A 16231-nucleotide genomic window follows, 5' to 3' on the forward strand; every position below is an offset into this window, starting at 1 on the left:
TTATTGCGAGTTAAATATATAGAATTAAAACTACAAAAAAACCATTTTCGTCTACTTTTTACGGTTTTAGCTGTTTAATCAGGAGATAACTTTCACAAATATTGCTGTTCTGATCTTCAATAATTCGTTATTAATTTTTAAGTGAATGAATATTTATTTATTTTTGAAGCCTCATGAGATTAAGAGATACAGAAAAAGTACTGCTGGTAAAGCAAAAGGCCATCGAACTGATTGTAAAAGATGGTTTGGAGGGTTTTAGCATGAATAAACTGGCCAAAGCCTGCCAGATTTCGGTGGCTACGCTATATATTTATTATAAGGACCGTGATGATCTGATTGTTAAAATCACTATCGAAGAACTAGAATCGATGACCCAGGGGATTATGAAAGACTTTAACCCTGAAATGTCTTTCGAGCAGGGGCTTCATAAACAATGGGAAAACCGGTATGCATTTGCCAAAGAAAAACCGCAAATGAACTTGTTTTTTGATCAGTTGCGCAGCTCTAGTTACCAGCCAACGCTCCTTTCTGATGCCATTAGCGACTTTAAACTAACAATGGGCAAGTTTATGACCAATGCTATTCAACGTGGCGAAATTGAAAAAATGCCGCTCGATGTGTACTGGTCTATCGCCTTTGCTCCCCTATACAACCTCATCCGCCTCGATCAGGAAGGTAAAAGTTTAGACGGCACCCCTTTTAAGGTAACCGACGCAGTGTTTTGGCAAACCTTTGATCTCGTGGTAAAAGCACTTAAAAAATAAGATTATGAATCCCGAAAATTTCGATCACATCCTGTTGTTCAAAACCAATATCACTTTAGAAATGGCAAATCCATCGCTATGCACTTTATTGAACAACAACCCGGGTATCAACTCCTGGACGGTAGACCACGAAGATATAGACCGTGTGCTGCGCATTGTATCATACACCCTCTCGCATGCAGAGGTTATTCAATTACTTACCAGCCACGGCTACGAATGCTGTGAGCTTACCTAACAAATATGGAAAATACACCCAAGGCAGCCTTTAGCGGTTACCAGAAACTTGTTATATTTTTACTGGCCATCACCCAATTTACCGTTATACTTGATTTTATGGTGATGTCTCCACTTGGCGATATATTAATGAAATCGCTGAACCTTAAACCCGCCAATTTCGGTATCGCTGTTTCGGCCTATGCTTTCAGTGCCGGCATTTCGGGTTTACTTACGGCAGGCTTTGCCGATAAATTTGACCGTAAAAAACTACTATTATTCTTCTACATCGGTTTTATTATTGGTACTATCTGCTGTGGATTGGCACATACCTATGTCTTACTTGTTGCAGCGCGCATTATTACCGGTCTTTTCGGCGGTGTAATCGGCTCCATATCCATGGCCATTATAACCGATATCTTTTCGCTGCAACAGCGTGGCCGCGTGATGGGTTTTATACAGATTGGTTTCGGCGCCAGTCAGGTTTTAGGTATTCCGATTGGTCTTTACCTAGCCGATATATGGGGCTGGGAAGCACCTTTTTGGATGATTGCGGCTTTAAGTATCGGTATTGCCCTAATCATTGCAGCTAAACTCCGCCCGTTAACACAACATTTATTGGTACAAACCGATAAATCAGCCATTAAACATTTACTGCATACCGTTGCCAAAGCAGATTATCGCATTGGTTTTACGGCTACGGCATTGCTTTCTATTGGCGGTTTTATGATGATGCCTTTTGGTAGTGCATTTGCTGTAAACAATCTCAAACTTACTCCTCAACAACTCCCGCTTTTGTTTATGGTATCAGGCATTTGTGCTTTAATTATTATGCCCCTTGTTGGAAAATTGAGTGACAAGATAGACAAGTTTAAAATCTTTGCAGCTGCATCGATATGGATGATGATTATGTGTGTGGTTTACACCAGTCTTGGCCCTACCCCGTTTTACCTGGTTATATTTTACAACATATTAATGATGATGGGTGTAATGAGCCGTATGATTCCTTCTTCTGCTTTAACCAGTGCGATACCCGATATGGCTGATCGCGGAGCCTTTATGAGTATAAATTCTTCCTTACAGCAAATTGCCGGAGGGGTTGCTGCTGGTGTGGCGGGCCTGATTGTAACACAACCTAATAAAGGTGCCCCCCTGCAAAATTATAATGTTGTTGGCTATCTCATTGTTATTATTTCCGTTATCGGCATCCTCTTAATGTCGAGGGTTAGCAGCCTTGCCAAAAGCAAAGCCAAAACAAATACCGTAATTCCGGCAGATGAGCCTGTATTGCACGAAATAGCCTAAAAAAGAAAAAATGCAAATACTGTAACGATTTTAAACTATGTTGAATTGATCTGATACAAGTATTTGCATTTTTTGGTATATTTAATATCTTTTTCTCGCTCTGATATGAAGGGTACCATAATAAGCGTTGAATAGATAATGGAAAACAAATATGCAGTCACTTTAAGCCTACTTGTTCCTATTGGGCTCCATACTTATGGATCATTTTTACTGGGAACAGACCGCAGGGAAGCCAAGAATATTTTCGGCATGCTCAAAGGAAAAACTGAACCTATCCAGGGTTGCTGCATTCAAATGGAACTCTGCGAAGAAATTAGCGGAATTACCATCTCCATAGCCGTATTGCATTGCTGTAGCGAAAATCTTAAAGAAAATATTGCTGTTATTTCGAGGGAAGTTTTCAGGATTTCACAGCTCGAGCGCGGGCATAATTAAGCGGCTTCACCAGAATCTGCAAGGCAGAAAGTCACATATCCTTACAATTGATAAGGATAAAACAAAAGTAATTGCTAAATGCGGGATATAAAAAAATATACTAAGCCAGTTTAGCCTGGTATATCCCCCGCCCAATTCCTATTGCATTTCTAAAATTATTGCGGCAGCGCAAAAGATAGTCCAGGTCCTCAACATCATCTGATACTGCTTGCTGAACCACAGTATCTGCAATTGCTGTTGTGCCATTAAAGATTACGATCTCCAAATCTCGATCAGGAAGATCACCAGCGCTCGCTAAATTTGGGTAGTTTTCCATGTTCTCCTAAAATTATCCTAATTTACCTATTTGATTCCAGTTATAGGTAACCAGAATATTAAATTATAGTAAGCAACAAACTATTTACATTAAACGGTTGTTCAATTCTACCCATGTTAAAACCATTCAGGCTTGCCAGCTATTTTTTATTCACTTTAACCATTCCGGTCTGCGTTTGAGTTACTTGTTCTTTTTTATTATTTTTAATCCGGTAACAAATTATTACCGGCGTTCCCGAAAAGCCTTTAGAGTACGGACAAACTAATCTGACCTATTAAATGAAAAGAAAATTATTAGCTTTTAGCACAGCCCTGATGCTATTTTCTGCCTTTGGTTATGCGCAGGTAATTACCGGTGCCGACCGCGATAAACATGGTTGTATCGGATCCGCAGGATACACCTATTCTGTACTTAAAAAAGATTGCATTAGGGTTTTCGAACAAAAAATAAAACTGCATCAAATCGATTCGGCAAAAAACTATAAGGCTATTGCTGCAGTCATTTTTAGTAGCGATAATAAAAAAGCAGAAGTTTTTTTAGCCAATTACAAAGAAAGCCAGATTTTAATCAGGACTGGAAAGAAAGGCAAATACGTTTGGAAAAAAGACAAACTCGAGTTAACCAACCAAAACGGTTATAAACTCAAAGAGGCGAAAAAACTTATTTACAGTTCGTAAATCGAAACGAAAGCTTATTTTGCTTTTATTATAATCTTAAAAAAATACGTTTTTGTAACATACTTGATAGTGCAATAGCTGTTAAATTTAAACGGCTGTGGCTATATTTGCCCCGTGAATAAAATCTGTTTGATTTTTCTTTTACCGGTTATCATGCTTAATGCCTCATTTTCTGAGCTGCTTAAGGTGCCTCAGCTGGTTTCACATTTTATTAAGCACAACCAGCTTAATGCAGATATAGGCATAATAACCTTTATTAAAATGCACTACCTTGGTCAGGATATTAACGATAACGACCAGGAAGAAGACATGAAACTCCCCTTCAAAAAAATTGACGGGCACCACATGTTCTCGCTGGGCGTACCGCAGGGCAAAACCAGGCTTATTGCGGCAGCTTCAAAAAAAATATCATCCAAAAAGGTATTTGGCTATCAATTATTTATTCCAGGCGCTTATACCACCAGCCTGTTAAGGCCACCTACCACATAATATCCCTTTAAATATTATTGTTTATACTTTTTGGTTGCAGTTTTTGCTGCGACTGAATTTTCTTGTCGATCCTTTTTAAATAAGATATTATGTTAAATAAGATTATTGGCTTTTCCATCAGGAATAAGCTGATTGTTGCTTTGTTTGTATTCGCGCTTATTGGCTGGGGTACTTACGAAGTAACTAAACTACCTATTGATGCCCTGCCCGATATTACCGATAACCAGGTGCAGGTAATCACTGTTTCGCCTTCTTTAGGTGCTCCTGATATTGAGCGGTTAATTACCTTTCCTATAGAGCAGGCCTGTAGCAGCATTTCGGGGATGAAACAAATCAGAAGTTTTTCGCGGTTTGGACTCTCTTTGGTTACCATTGTTTTTAACGAAGAAACCGATGTATACTGGGCGCGGCAGCAAATTGCCGAACGCCTGCAACAAGTGCAGCAGGAAATTCCGGAAGGAATTGGTGCACCCCAAATGGCTCCCGTTTCTACCGGTTTGGGTGAAATTTACCAGTATGTAGTGCGGCCAAAAAAAGGCTACGAAGGCAAGTACGATGAGCAGGCACTACGTACCATACAAGACTGGATTGTACGCCGTCAGCTATTGGGCACATCCGGCGTAGCAGAAGTTTCGAGTTTTGGCGGTAAACTAAAACAGTACGAAATAGCCGTAAAACAAGATCAGCTTAAATCATTCGGCTTAACCATTTCTGATATTTTCGATGCGTTGGAAAAGAACAACGAAAACACAGGCGGCGCCTATATTGAGAAAGGCCCGACTGTACTTTATATCCGCAGTGAAGGTCTAACCACAAGTCCCGAAGACATTAAAAAAATTGTGGTAAAAACACTCAGCAATGGCATGCCGGTATTGATGGGCCATGTGGCTGATGTGCGTTACGGTTCGGCCATACGCTATGGTGCCATGACTTATAACGACCAGGGCGAAGTAGCCGGTGCCGTAGTGATGATGCTTAAAGGCGAGAACTCATCAGTTGTTGTGAAACGTGTAAAAGATAAAATCGTCAAAATACAGGATATGCTGCCCGAAGGCGTAGTGATAGAGCCCTTTCTCGACCGTACTAAAATGGTTGATAATGCCATTAGTACAGTTGAAACCAACTTAATGGAAGGCGCGCTGATTGTAATCTTTGTGCTGGTATTTTTCCTGGGCAACCTGCGGGCTGGCTTAATTGTGTCGTCGGTTATTCCGCTCTCCATGTTATTCGCCATCATTTTAATGAATAAGTTCGGGGTTGGAGGCAATTTAATGTCGCTGGGGCCATTGATTTCGGCCTGATTGTAGATGGTTCTGTTATTGTTGTTGAAGCGATTTTACACCGCTTTTCGCACTCCAAAAAATTCAGGAATCTAAGCCAGATCGATCAGGGACAAATGGACGAGGAAGTAGAAAAATCGTCAGGATCAATGATTAAATCTGCCGTTTTCAGTCAGATTATCATTCTTATTGTTTACCTACCCATCCTTTCGCTCGAAGGCATTGAGGGGAAAATGTTTAAGCCCATGGCCTTTACAATTGCTTTTGCCATTTTGGGGGCCTTTATCCTTTCTATTACCTATGTACCTATGATGTCGGCCCTGTTTCTGAACAAGAAACTATCGCACAAGAAAACCATTACCGACAGGTTTGTAATTTGGTTAGAGCGCCGGTACCAACCCCTGTTAAACCGGGTGTTACAATTCCCTAAATCAATTTTAGCGGCAACGCTTTCGCTTTTTGCCGTAGCCGTTTTCGTAATGGGTACTTTGGGTGGCGAATTTATTCCGCAGCTTGAAGAAGGCGATTTTGCGGTAGAAACACGCCTGCTAACCGGCAGCAACCTGAACAATACCATCGAAACCACGCAGAAAGCTTCTAAAATACTTTTGGATAGCTTTCCGGAGGTGCAAAAAATTGTAACCAAAATTGGTAGTGCCGAAATCCCTACTGATCCGATGCCATTTGAAGCTGGCGATATGATGGTGATTTTGAAGCCGAAAAAAGAATGGGTTTCGGCCACCTCTTTTCCGGAACTGAGCGCTAAAATGACCAAGGCGGTAGAAGTTATCCCAGGAATTACTGTGGGTTTCCAGTTTCCGGTGCAAATGCGTTTTAACGAGCTGATGACGGGTGCCAGACAGGATATAGTGTGTAAGATTTTTGGTGAAGACCTCGATTCGCTGGCAAACTATGCTAAAAAGCTCGGTGCAATTATCGGCACGGTAAAGGGAGCCATTAATGTTTATGAAGAGCAGGTTACAGGCATGCCACAAGTGGTAATTAGCTATAACCGGGATGGAATGGCCAAATACGGGCTTAACGTTGCCGATATTAACCGCGTGGTGAATACAGCCTTTGCCGGGCAGGTTGCCGGACAGGTTTACGAAGGCGAAAAACGTTTTGATATGGTGGTAAGGCTATCGGAAGATGCCCGTAAAAACATTAAAAACGTTCAGGATTTGATGATTTCGACCTCGGCTGGAAACCAGATTCCGTTAAGCATGGTGGCGAACATTAGCGAGGTGGAAGGTGTAAACCAGATTCAGCGTGAAGATACCCGCCGCAGGATTATTGTAGGCTTTAACGTAAAAGACCGCGATGTACAATCGATAGTAGAAGAACTGCAGCAAAAAGCAGGTAAAAACCTTCAGCTGGCCAAGGGTTATACCATTTCTTATGGTGGTTCTTTCGAAAACATGACTGCAGCAAAATCACGTCTGGCTATTGTGGTGCCTATTGCCCTCCTTCTCATTTTCCTGCTACTTTATTTTGCTTTCAGTTCGGTAAAACAGGGCTTACTTATTTACACAGCGATTCCCCTATCAGCCATTGGCGGCATATTTGCCTTATGGATGCGCGATTTACCTTTCAGTATTTCGGCCGGGGTTGGTTTTATTGCACTTTTTGGCGTTGCGGTTTTAAACGGGATATTACTTGTTTCAGAATTTAACCGTTTAAAAAAAGAAGGCTGGACAGATGTAAAACGCATCGTTATCCATGCCACCAAATCAAAACTTCGTGCTGTTTTAATGACTGCACTGGTGCCTTCACTGGGCTTTATCCCTATGGCCATAAGTACCGGTGCCGGTGGTGCTGTGCAGAAGCCGCTGGCAACTGTAGTAATTGGCGGTTTAATCTTTTCTACCTTATTAACCCTTTTTGTATTGCCTATGCTTTATATCCTTTTCGAAAAAGGTTTCGGTTATTTTAAACCGAAGAAACTGATTGCCATTATTGTTTTAGTATTCAGTTTTGCTGAAGCCAATGCTCAGCAAAAAATAACCTTACAGGCTGCGCTCGATACAGCAGTAAAAAATAGTTATACACTTCAACTGGCACGAACCGACGTAAACTATAACAAGGCGATTGGCAAAACCAGCTTCGATTTGCCTAAAACGGATGTAAACTACGAGTATGGCAAATTTAACAGCCTGGCCAACGACAATAAAATTTCGATAAGTCAGGGACTGGAGTTCCCTACCGTTTATGCCAAACAATCGGCAGTTTATAAAACCGCTGTTCGCATTAGCGAAATGCAGTTACAGGGTAAAGAAATCGATCTCAGCTATCAGGTAAAGGCAAGCTATTTCGGCTTGTTAATCCTGGCCGAAAAGCGTAATTTATTGCTTAAAGCTGATAGCATTTACGCAGCATTTTTAGAAAAATCGAAGCAACGCTTTAAATCGGGCGATGTGGATGTTTTAGAATTCCGCACAGCAGAAAATCAAAAACAACAAATTGCCAACCAGTTACAGTTTCTGGAAACCGATTATACCCTGGCCTTAAATCGCTTCAACCTCCTGTTAAATAGCAGTAATCGCCTGGTTCCTGACGGGGCGGCGGTTTATCAATCTGCTACGCCTTTACTCGAAGGCACTGCCAACCACCCGGTTTTAAAGCAAAAAGCAGCAGAAATTGCGCTTGCCGCCAATCAGAAATCGTTAGAGCGCAGTAAATTACTGCCTACTATCAATTTCGTGTATAACAATTCGAGCATCATTGGCTGGCAAACCAATGCATTGGGTACCGATCAATATTTCGATAAATCCAAACGTTTTTCTTCGGTTAATGTGGGTTTGGGTATCCCTCTGTTTTTTGGTGCGCAACAATCGCGTATAAAAGCTGCAGGCTTAGCCACTGCACAAAAACAAACCGAACTGGAGCAAACCAAAAAGGAATTGAATACGGCTTATGAAAATGCTTTGCAAAGTTATAGTCAGCACAGTAAGCTGGTTAAAAACCACCAGCAAACCTTGCTGCCAAATGCCGACGATATCATCAATACCTCAACCCTAAAACTCAATGCCGGGGAAATCGGCTATCTGGACTGGGTAATCCTGATCAACCAATCGGTACAACTCAAATGCGAGTATTTTGATCAGGTAGAAAGACACAACGAATCACTTTTCGAAATAGAAAGATTAAAGGGAATTAAATAAATAGCAAAAATGAAAATCAATCAAAATATTATAATCCTGGCCATTATTTCCGCTTTTTGCCTGGCATGTGGAGGTAAAAAGCAAGAAGCTGAAGAAAGCTCTGTTAAGCAAGAAAACGCAGTTGCTCCCGATCAGGTGAGCTTAACCAACGCGCAATTAAATAATGCAGGTATTGTTATCGGCAGCCCCGAAACGAAAAGCATGTATAAAACCCTGAATGTAAACGGTGTGGTAGATGTACCGCCCGAAAATATTTATTCGGTAAGTGTGCCTATGGGTGGTTACATATCTAAAATGAACCTCATTCCGGGTATGCTGGTTAAGAAAGGAAGTGTGCTCGCCAGCGTAGAAGATCAGCAATATATCCAGCTGCAGCAGGATTTCCTGACCGCTAAAAACCGTTTAAAATTTTCGGAAGCCGATTATGTGCGCCAAAAAATGTTAAACCAAACCAAGGCTACCAGCGATAAGATTTTCCAGCAAACCGAAAGCGAGTTTAACAACCAAAAGATACTGGTAAGTGCTTTGGCCGAAAAGCTACGCTTAATTGGGTTAAATCCTGCAAAATTAAGCGAAAGCAACATTTCGAAAACCATTCGCATTTATGCACCGATAAGCGGTTACCTTTCAAAAGTTAATATAAATACCGGTAAGTATGTAAATGCCACCGATGTGCTTTTCGAACTGATTAACCCCAGTGCATTGCATGTAAGTTTAACGGTTTTTGAGCAGGATGCAGCCAACCTGAAAATAGGTCAAAAAATTGTGTGTACAACCAGTAATAATCCCGATAAAAAGTACTTTGCTACCATTCACCTCATTACGCCTAACATTGAGAGCGACAGGAGCACCAGCGTACACTGCGATTTAGAAAACTTTGATCAGAACCTGTTGCCAGGTACCTTTTTAAATGCAGCTATTCAGTTAAATGGGGCCAATGTACAGGCCGTACCCGATGATGCGATTGTGAAGTGGGAAAACCAGTATTATGTTTTTGCCCAAACAGCAAAAGGCCAGTTTAAAATGATTGGTGTAGAAACAGGCGCTACTTTAGCAGGTTACACTGCAATAAAACCAAAGTCGGCACTTCAAAATATTGTGGTTAAAAATGCCTACGCCGTTTTAATGAAACTTAAAAATAGTGGCGAAGAAGGCTAAGCGACCAGGTTAATTTTAAAATATCTCATCTGCATTTCAGGGAGTCAGGAGCTAAAACCCTGGCTCCCTTTTTATATTGAGAAATATCAATGCCAGATGATAAAAAGAAAGGATAGTCACAGAAAAAAATGACCTGCGTCACTTTTTGAAACCTAAAGGTTGCGTTATTTTGTTATTTAAAATAAACTATGCCGCATACCTTCCATATCCCCGTTCTAGGCCTCGCCTACTCTGTTGATACGCCCTTAAAAGTTGCCCAATTTGGCATTCCATCTGTTGTTTCGATTGTTGATGATGAACTTTGTGAACGGATGCGTAAGTATCATTCCGAATTAAACCATTTGCCTTATACTTTCATCGATAAAACGGTAAACGATAGCCGCGCAAAGCGGATTACCGCTTACCTTAATTTACTGCAGCAACTGATTCATAATCAAATAGCCGACATCAAAAACCAGCTTTTTAAAACTGGTTCTGGCATAAGCCGTTATTTTGAGCTACAGTGTGAAAGTAGCCCACTTAGAAAAGCCTATAACCAGATGCTCGAAATGCCTGCCGGCAGTAAAAGAGCTGAACGCGAAAGCCAATTGCGGGAAGCTGTAGAGGCAGGTAGCATTGATGTAAACATTATGGCCAAGGTAGATAAGGTAAATTTTGCCGATGGTATTGATTTGGGCAGCGAAAATACCGATGCGTTAGCAGCCCTGAGGGGCTTTGCCAACAGTAAGCTGCAATCGGCTATGGTTATTTCGGCCGGACTTAACCCGCGACTGTTCAGTTACCTCGAAAACTTTGCTGGTTTTTACCCCGATGAGACCGGTCATTTCAACAAAAAAATCATTTTAAAAGTAAGCGATTACCGCTCAGCCATGGTCCAGGCTAAAATGCTGGCCAAAAAAGGCTTATGGGTATCGGAGTTCAGGATAGAATCGGGTTTAAACTGTGGCGGGCATGCTTTTGCCACCGAAGGCTTTTTACTAGGTCCCATTTTACACGAATTTAAAGAAAACCGCCTTGTCTTAAGTGAGGAACTTTGGGCGATTTATACTGCTGCCTTACAACAGAAAAAAATATACCTTGCGGCTAAACCTATCCAAAAAATAACTGCCCAGGGTGGAATTGGTACCGCTGCAGAGCACAATCATTTATTACAAGCTTATGGCCTGGATGCAACCGGCTGGGGAAGTCCGTTTTTACTGGTAGAAGAAGCTACCAATGTAGATAGCGAAACCTTAAAAAACCTGGCCGAAGCAACTGAAAGCGATTTTTATATAAGTAATGCTTCGCCACTTGGTGTTCCGTTCAATAATTTCAGAAAAAGTACTGCCGAGCAGGAAAGGCTCCACCGCATTGCCAAAAGCAGACCAGGAAGCCCATGCACCAAAAAATATCTGTGTACCAACACCGAATTTACTGTACAGCCTATCTGTACTGCTTCAAGGCAATACCAGCATTTAAAAATAAGGGAAATAAAGGCTTTTGCTACTTCGCCCGAAGAGCTTAAAAAGCAGATTGATGCCGTGACCGAAAAAACCTGCCTTTGCGAGGGGCTTTGTGCCTCGGTTTACCTCAAAGACGATATCCTTAAACCCAAAGAAAGTAAAGCAGTAAGCATTTGCCCGGGACCAAACCTTGCCTATTTTTCTAAAAAATACAGTTTGAAGGAAATGGTCGATCATATTTACGGTAAGGTAAACCTGCTCGAAGGCGTAAACCGTCCCAATTTATTTGTAAAAGAGCTTGGCCTTTACATCGATTATTTTAAGAAAGAATTGCAGCATTTTAACGACGATTTTAAAACAAACGTACAGAACCTAAGCCAGAAGAAACAGGCTTACCTCAGCAAATTCTATAATCAGTTATTAAACGGTGTTGAGTTTTACCGCGCCAATTTCCAGCAAGCAGATACCGATTTAAGGGTTTGGGGCGAAGAACAGGTGGCACTTTTCGAAAAAGCGGTAATGAATATCCACAGCATAAATACACAATCGCTAAATTTGAGTGCAAAAGTTTAGGCCAAAATCTGCCTAAATGATTAATATTACCTGATTGGTTTATGGAAAGAGCAAAATTACTAAGTGCCATTATCGAAAATGCGATAGATGGCATCATTACGATAGACGATAAGGGTATAATTGAACATGTTAACCCAGCCGCATTAAAGCTATTTGGTTTCGACAGTCAGGAACTGGTTGGCCGCAATGTTTCGGTGTTAATGCCGCAGCCCGATAAAGCACAGCATGATACTTACATTAAAAACTATCACGATACAGGCAAAAAACGTATTATTGGTATTGGTCGCGAGGTGATTGGGCAACGCAAAGATGGCTCTACTTTTCCTTTCAGGCTTGGGGTTAGCGAGGTTAAATTCAGCGACCGGAAAATCTATACCGGTTTTATCCACGATCTGAGCAAACTTAAAGAAGATGAAGCCCGCATTAAAAGTTATACCGAAGAACTGGAAGATAAAATCAGAGACCGTACGCGCGATCTGGTGAAGCTCGTAGCAGAATTAGAATCGGCAAAAGAGCACGTAAATGCACTTTTCATCAAAGAAAAAGAACTCAACCAGCTTAAAACCAGGTTTGTTTCTATGGCATCGCACGAGTTTAGAACACCTTTGAGCTCCATCCAGCTATCGGCTACACTGATTGACAAATACACCCCTAAGCAGGATACCGAAAACATTGAAAAACATACTGGTAAAATTAAAAATGCGGTAGGTAACCTCACTACCATTTTAAACGATTTCCTTTCGCTCGAAAAACTCGAAGCCGGTAAAGTTGAAGTTAATCCAACCTGGTTCAACATTGTAAGTTTTGCCGAAGAAATTGTAGAAGAAATGCAGCTCATCAGCAAACAAGACCAGCATATTATTTACGAACACCAGGGCGTTTCGGCGCAGGTGTATCTGGATATCAACTTACTTAAAAACAGTATCATCAATCTCATTTCGAATGCAGTAAAGTATTCGGGCGAGAATACCATGATCCAGTTTAACAGCATTTTAAAAGATAACGAGCTGATTGTCGAAATTAAAGATAACGGAATCGGCATCCCCGAAACTGATTTGCATAACCTATTCGAACCGTTTTTCAGGGCGCATAATACCGGCAGTATACCTGGAACCGGCCTCGGATTAAACATTGTAAAACGTTATGCCAGTTTAATGAATGGCACCGTATCGTGCGAAAGTGCTCAGAACGTGGGTACTACATTCCTTTTAAAATTTCCTTTTACCCCTTAACAAAATCTTCCCCGCATGAAAAAGAAAATACTGATTATTGAAGATAACGACGACATCCGCGAAAGCACGGCCGAAATCCTCTCGCTGGCCGGTTACGAAACTTTTACTGCAAACAATGGAAAAATCGGGGTAGAACTGGCGATCAAATATCACCCCCATCTCATTTTGTGTGATATTATGATGCCCGAACTGGATGGCTATGGTGTGCTTTACCTGCTGCATAAAAACCCGCAAACAGCTTCCATCCCTTTCATTTTTATTACAGCAAAAAGCGAACGTACCGATATGCGCAAGGGAATGGAAATGGGTGCCGACGATTACCTCACCAAGCCTTTTGATGATATAGAACTGCTTAATGCCATAGAAGGACGATTAAAAAAAAGTAAAACCAGCGGTCATTTTAACGGCGCAGATATTGATACCCAATCGTTATTTACCGAACTGATAAAAAAAGGAAAGAGTCGTGTTTTGGCCAATAAACAGGTTATTTATGTGGAGGAAGATGAGCCTAACCATGTTTATTACCTAAAAAAGGGACAGGTAAAAACCTACAAACGTTTTAAAGATGGCCGCGAGCTTTCTTCGGCACTTTACCAAACCGGCGACTTTTTTGGTTACGAAAGCCTTTTTACCGAGCGCGCCTACGAAGACAATGCGGCGACTCTTGCCGATTGCGAGCTCATTTTAATTCCCAAATCAGAATTTACCGATTATCTTTACCAGCACCAGCCCTTATCGGCAGCTTTTATCCGTCTGTTATCGGGCAGTGTGCGCGATAAGGAAAACCAGATGCTGCAACTGGCCTATTTTTCGGTGCGTAAACGTGTTGCAGATGCTTTGGTGCAGGTTGCAGAAAAATTCAGTGCGATTGAAAACGATAGCTCTACCATTAAAATATCGCGCGATGACCTTGCCGCAATGGTAGGCACTGCAAGCGAAACGGTAAGCCGCATGCTGGCCGATTTTAAAGAAGAAAAACTGATTGAAAAAAGTGGTAATGCAATAAAGATTACCGCTGTTTCCAAATTGAAAAACATTAAACAGTAAAACTAGTATTGCTACGATGGTCTGTGTCTCCACATACCATTAGCCTTTACGCTCCCGCCATGGTCAATGTCTGCACTGATCATTAGCTTTTATGCTTGCGCGCGTTTCTAACGCGTGCTTAAATAACCAAACGATTGTATCGTTTAACAAAAAGCCAGGTGGCAACACCCAACTTCACAGCAATCAACCTAATCCGTGTTTTTCCGTGTCTCCGTGGTCACACCAGGCTAACCCAAACCAGCATTTCTGATCAACATCATTTTTTCAGCTGACTAACCTCACTGCTCCCACCATCAACAAATTATAGTTTTGAATACTAAAAATTTGTTTATGAAAGCAATTGCTTATAACATTAAGCCCGACGAAAAAGAATGCCTGGTTCTGGCTAACCACAAGAAACACGATATCACCATTATCGCCAACAGCCTATCGGCCGAAACCATCGCCTTTGCTGCAGGAAAGGAAACTTTACTTGTTTTCAATAACGATACGGTAGATCAGGCGCTCATTGCCCGATTAAAAGAACTGGGTGTAAAATACATTGCAACCTCCTCTTTCGAAACAAGTCACCTCGATTTAAAATCGGCGGCAACAGCAGGTTTTAAGATTGCCAATGTACCGCTAAAAGACGGGCAAAGTGCATTAGACCGGATGCAGCAGGTGATTAAAAACCTCGATAACTGGGCCGCTGGAAAATGTGTAGGCAGTGCCTGCTGCTGCCAGAATAACTGCTCCGTTCCGAAAACATTAAATAAAGCCTGATGGATACCTTAAACCTGCTTAAAAAGTACAATGTTGCAGCCCCGCGCTACACCAGCTACCCTACTGTTCCGTTTTGGGAAACCGACCGTTTTGACGAGGCACAGTGGCAGCTTTCGGTAAAAAATACTTTTGCCGATTATAACAGCGAGGGCATTAGCCTCTATATACACCTGCCCTTTTGCGAGAGCTTGTGCACTTATTGTGGCTGCAACACCCGCATTACCAAAAACCATCAGGTAGAAGCACCTTACATTGATGCGGTATTGAAGGAATGGGACATGTACCTGCAGGTTTTGGGCAGCAGGCCTAAAATAAAAGAATTGCACCTGGGTGGCGGTACGCCTACCTTTTTCAATGCACAGCACCTCGAAAAACTGATTGACGGCATTATCAGTACATGCGAGCCCACAAGCGATGCTGAATTTTCGTTTGAAGCGCACCCCGATAATACCACCGAAGCGCATTTAACAACCCTATTTAATTTAGGTTTTAAACGACTGAGCCTGGGCATCCAGGATTTCGATCCGAAAGTGCAGTTGATGATTAACCGTTTTCAAACACCTGCACAGGTAGCAGACATTACAGCGCTGGCCCGAAAAATTGGCTATACCTCAATCAATTTCGATTTGATTTATGGACTCCCCTTTCAAACCGAGGCTGGTTTGAGCGAAACCCTGCAAGAGGTAATCAGGATCAATCCCGATAGAATTGCCTTTTACAGCTATGCGCACGTGCCCTGGCTAAAGCCCGGACAACGCCGCTACACCGAAAAAGACCTGCCACAAGGCGAAGCTAAATTCGGTTTATATCAATTAGGCAAGGATGCACTGCTTGCAGCTGGCTATTATGATATCGGCATGGATCACTTTGCCAGAAAGCACGATAATTTGTACCTGGCTGCGCAACAAAACAACCTCCACCGAAATTTTATGGGCTATACCCATCAGCACACACAACTGCTTATTGGGCTTGGTGTTTCTTCAATCAGCGACAGTTACACTGCTTTTGCCCAAAATGTGAAGACAGTTGAAGTGTACCTTGAAGCCATTAACGGTGGTTGTTTTGCGATAGAAAAGGGTCACATTCTCTCGCGCAAAGATTTAAAAATCCGCAGGCACATCCGCAATATTATGTGCGATGGCAAGAGCCTTTTCCTGGATGGTATTCCCAAACAGGCCTATTATAAGCTAGCTTCACTGCTTGATGACGGTTTAATTTCGCTAACCGAAAACCAGTTAAGCGTAAATCCAAAGGGAAAGCCCTTTTTAAGAAACATCTGTATGGCTTTCGATGAACGCCTATGGGAAAAAACACCCGAAAGCCAGATGTTCAGCTATGCCATATAAAACCCTGTGAAATAGCCTATCGATAAAACAC

14 protein-coding genes and 1 pseudogene are annotated in these 16231 nt (G+C 41.8%); 14 read left to right on the top strand and 1 reads right to left on the bottom strand.

Going from position 1 to position 16231, the window contains the following annotated elements; translation table 11 throughout:
* Positions 1-173 precede the first annotated feature (173 nt).
* The 4 genes from G7074_RS25325 to G7074_RS25340 all read left to right on the top strand — a co-directional run bounded on the left by G7074_RS25325 (position 174) and on the right by G7074_RS25340 (position 2717).
* Positions 174-764 carry a TetR/AcrR family transcriptional regulator gene (locus G7074_RS25325; RefSeq protein WP_124559802.1) on the top strand — a complete coding sequence of 197 codons (591 nt, stop codon included), beginning with the start codon at positions 174-176 and terminating at the stop codon, positions 762-764.
* A 4-nt stretch (positions 765-768) separates the two neighbouring features.
* On the top strand, positions 769-999 hold the full coding sequence (locus tag G7074_RS25330; protein WP_124559801.1) for a hypothetical protein: 231 nt from the start codon (positions 769-771) through the stop codon (positions 997-999).
* Positions 1000-1004: 5 nt separating this feature from the next.
* Positions 1005-2282, top strand: coding sequence for an MFS transporter (locus tag G7074_RS25335; protein WP_166212007.1), 1278 nt, complete (start codon positions 1005-1007; stop codon positions 2280-2282).
* Between the two features lie 138 nt (positions 2283-2420).
* Positions 2421-2717 (top strand): hypothetical protein, encoded by a 297-nt coding sequence (locus G7074_RS25340; RefSeq protein WP_124559799.1) that lies wholly within the window; start codon positions 2421-2423, stop codon positions 2715-2717.
* Positions 2718-2817: 100 nt separating this feature from the next.
* On the opposite strand, the gene G7074_RS25345 is transcribed toward G7074_RS25340, so the two are convergent.
* Complete coding sequence (locus tag G7074_RS25345; protein ID WP_166212010.1) at positions 2818-3033, bottom strand: hypothetical protein; 216 nt, start codon at positions 3031-3033, stop codon at positions 2818-2820.
* A gap of 278 nt (positions 3034-3311) precedes the next feature.
* Here G7074_RS25345 and G7074_RS25350 point away from each other — a divergent pair, with 278 nt between their 5' ends.
* From G7074_RS25350 to hemN, 10 genes and pseudogenes are all read left to right on the top strand, one after another.
* Complete coding sequence (locus G7074_RS25350; RefSeq protein ID WP_199748319.1) at positions 3312-3710, top strand: hypothetical protein; 399 nt, start codon at positions 3312-3314, stop codon at positions 3708-3710.
* Positions 3711-3863: 153 nt separating this feature from the next.
* Positions 3864-4199, top strand: coding sequence for a hypothetical protein (locus tag G7074_RS25355; RefSeq protein ID WP_124559797.1), 336 nt, complete (start codon positions 3864-3866; stop codon positions 4197-4199).
* Positions 4200-4288: 89 nt separating this feature from the next.
* Positions 4289-7329 (top strand): annotated as a pseudogene (locus G7074_RS25360) (efflux RND transporter permease subunit); the annotation flags it as partial.
* Positions 7330-7371: 42 nt separating this feature from the next.
* Positions 7372-8640, top strand: coding sequence for a TolC family protein (locus G7074_RS27445; protein ID WP_240916577.1), 1269 nt, complete (start codon positions 7372-7374; stop codon positions 8638-8640).
* A 9-nt stretch (positions 8641-8649) separates the two neighbouring features.
* On the top strand, positions 8650-9798 hold the full coding sequence (locus G7074_RS25365) for an efflux RND transporter periplasmic adaptor subunit (protein ID WP_124559795.1): 1149 nt from the start codon (positions 8650-8652) through the stop codon (positions 9796-9798).
* Between the two features lie 188 nt (positions 9799-9986).
* Positions 9987-11813 carry a hypothetical protein gene (locus tag G7074_RS25370; RefSeq protein WP_166212013.1) on the top strand — a complete coding sequence of 609 codons (1827 nt, stop codon included), beginning with the start codon at positions 9987-9989 and terminating at the stop codon, positions 11811-11813.
* 41 nt (positions 11814-11854) lie between these two features.
* Entirely contained in the window at positions 11855-13045 is a 1191-nt protein-coding gene (locus G7074_RS25375) for a PAS domain-containing sensor histidine kinase (protein ID WP_124559793.1), read from the top strand.
* 15 nt (positions 13046-13060) lie between these two features.
* Entirely contained in the window at positions 13061-14092 is a 1032-nt protein-coding gene (locus tag G7074_RS25380; protein WP_166212016.1) for a response regulator, read from the top strand.
* 330 nt (positions 14093-14422) lie between these two features.
* On the top strand, positions 14423-14854 hold the full coding sequence (locus G7074_RS25385) for a lactate dehydrogenase (RefSeq protein ID WP_124559791.1): 432 nt from the start codon (positions 14423-14425) through the stop codon (positions 14852-14854).
* On the top strand, positions 14854-16200 hold the full coding sequence (gene hemN, locus G7074_RS25390; protein ID WP_166212019.1) for an oxygen-independent coproporphyrinogen III oxidase: 1347 nt from the start codon (positions 14854-14856) through the stop codon (positions 16198-16200). Before G7074_RS25385 ends, hemN begins: the two co-directional genes overlap by 1 nt.
* The last annotated feature ends 31 nt before the right edge of the window (positions 16201-16231 follow it).

It is taken from the genome of Pedobacter sp. HDW13 (assembly GCF_011303555.1).
Classification (GTDB): domain Bacteria; phylum Bacteroidota; class Bacteroidia; order Sphingobacteriales; family Sphingobacteriaceae; genus Pedobacter.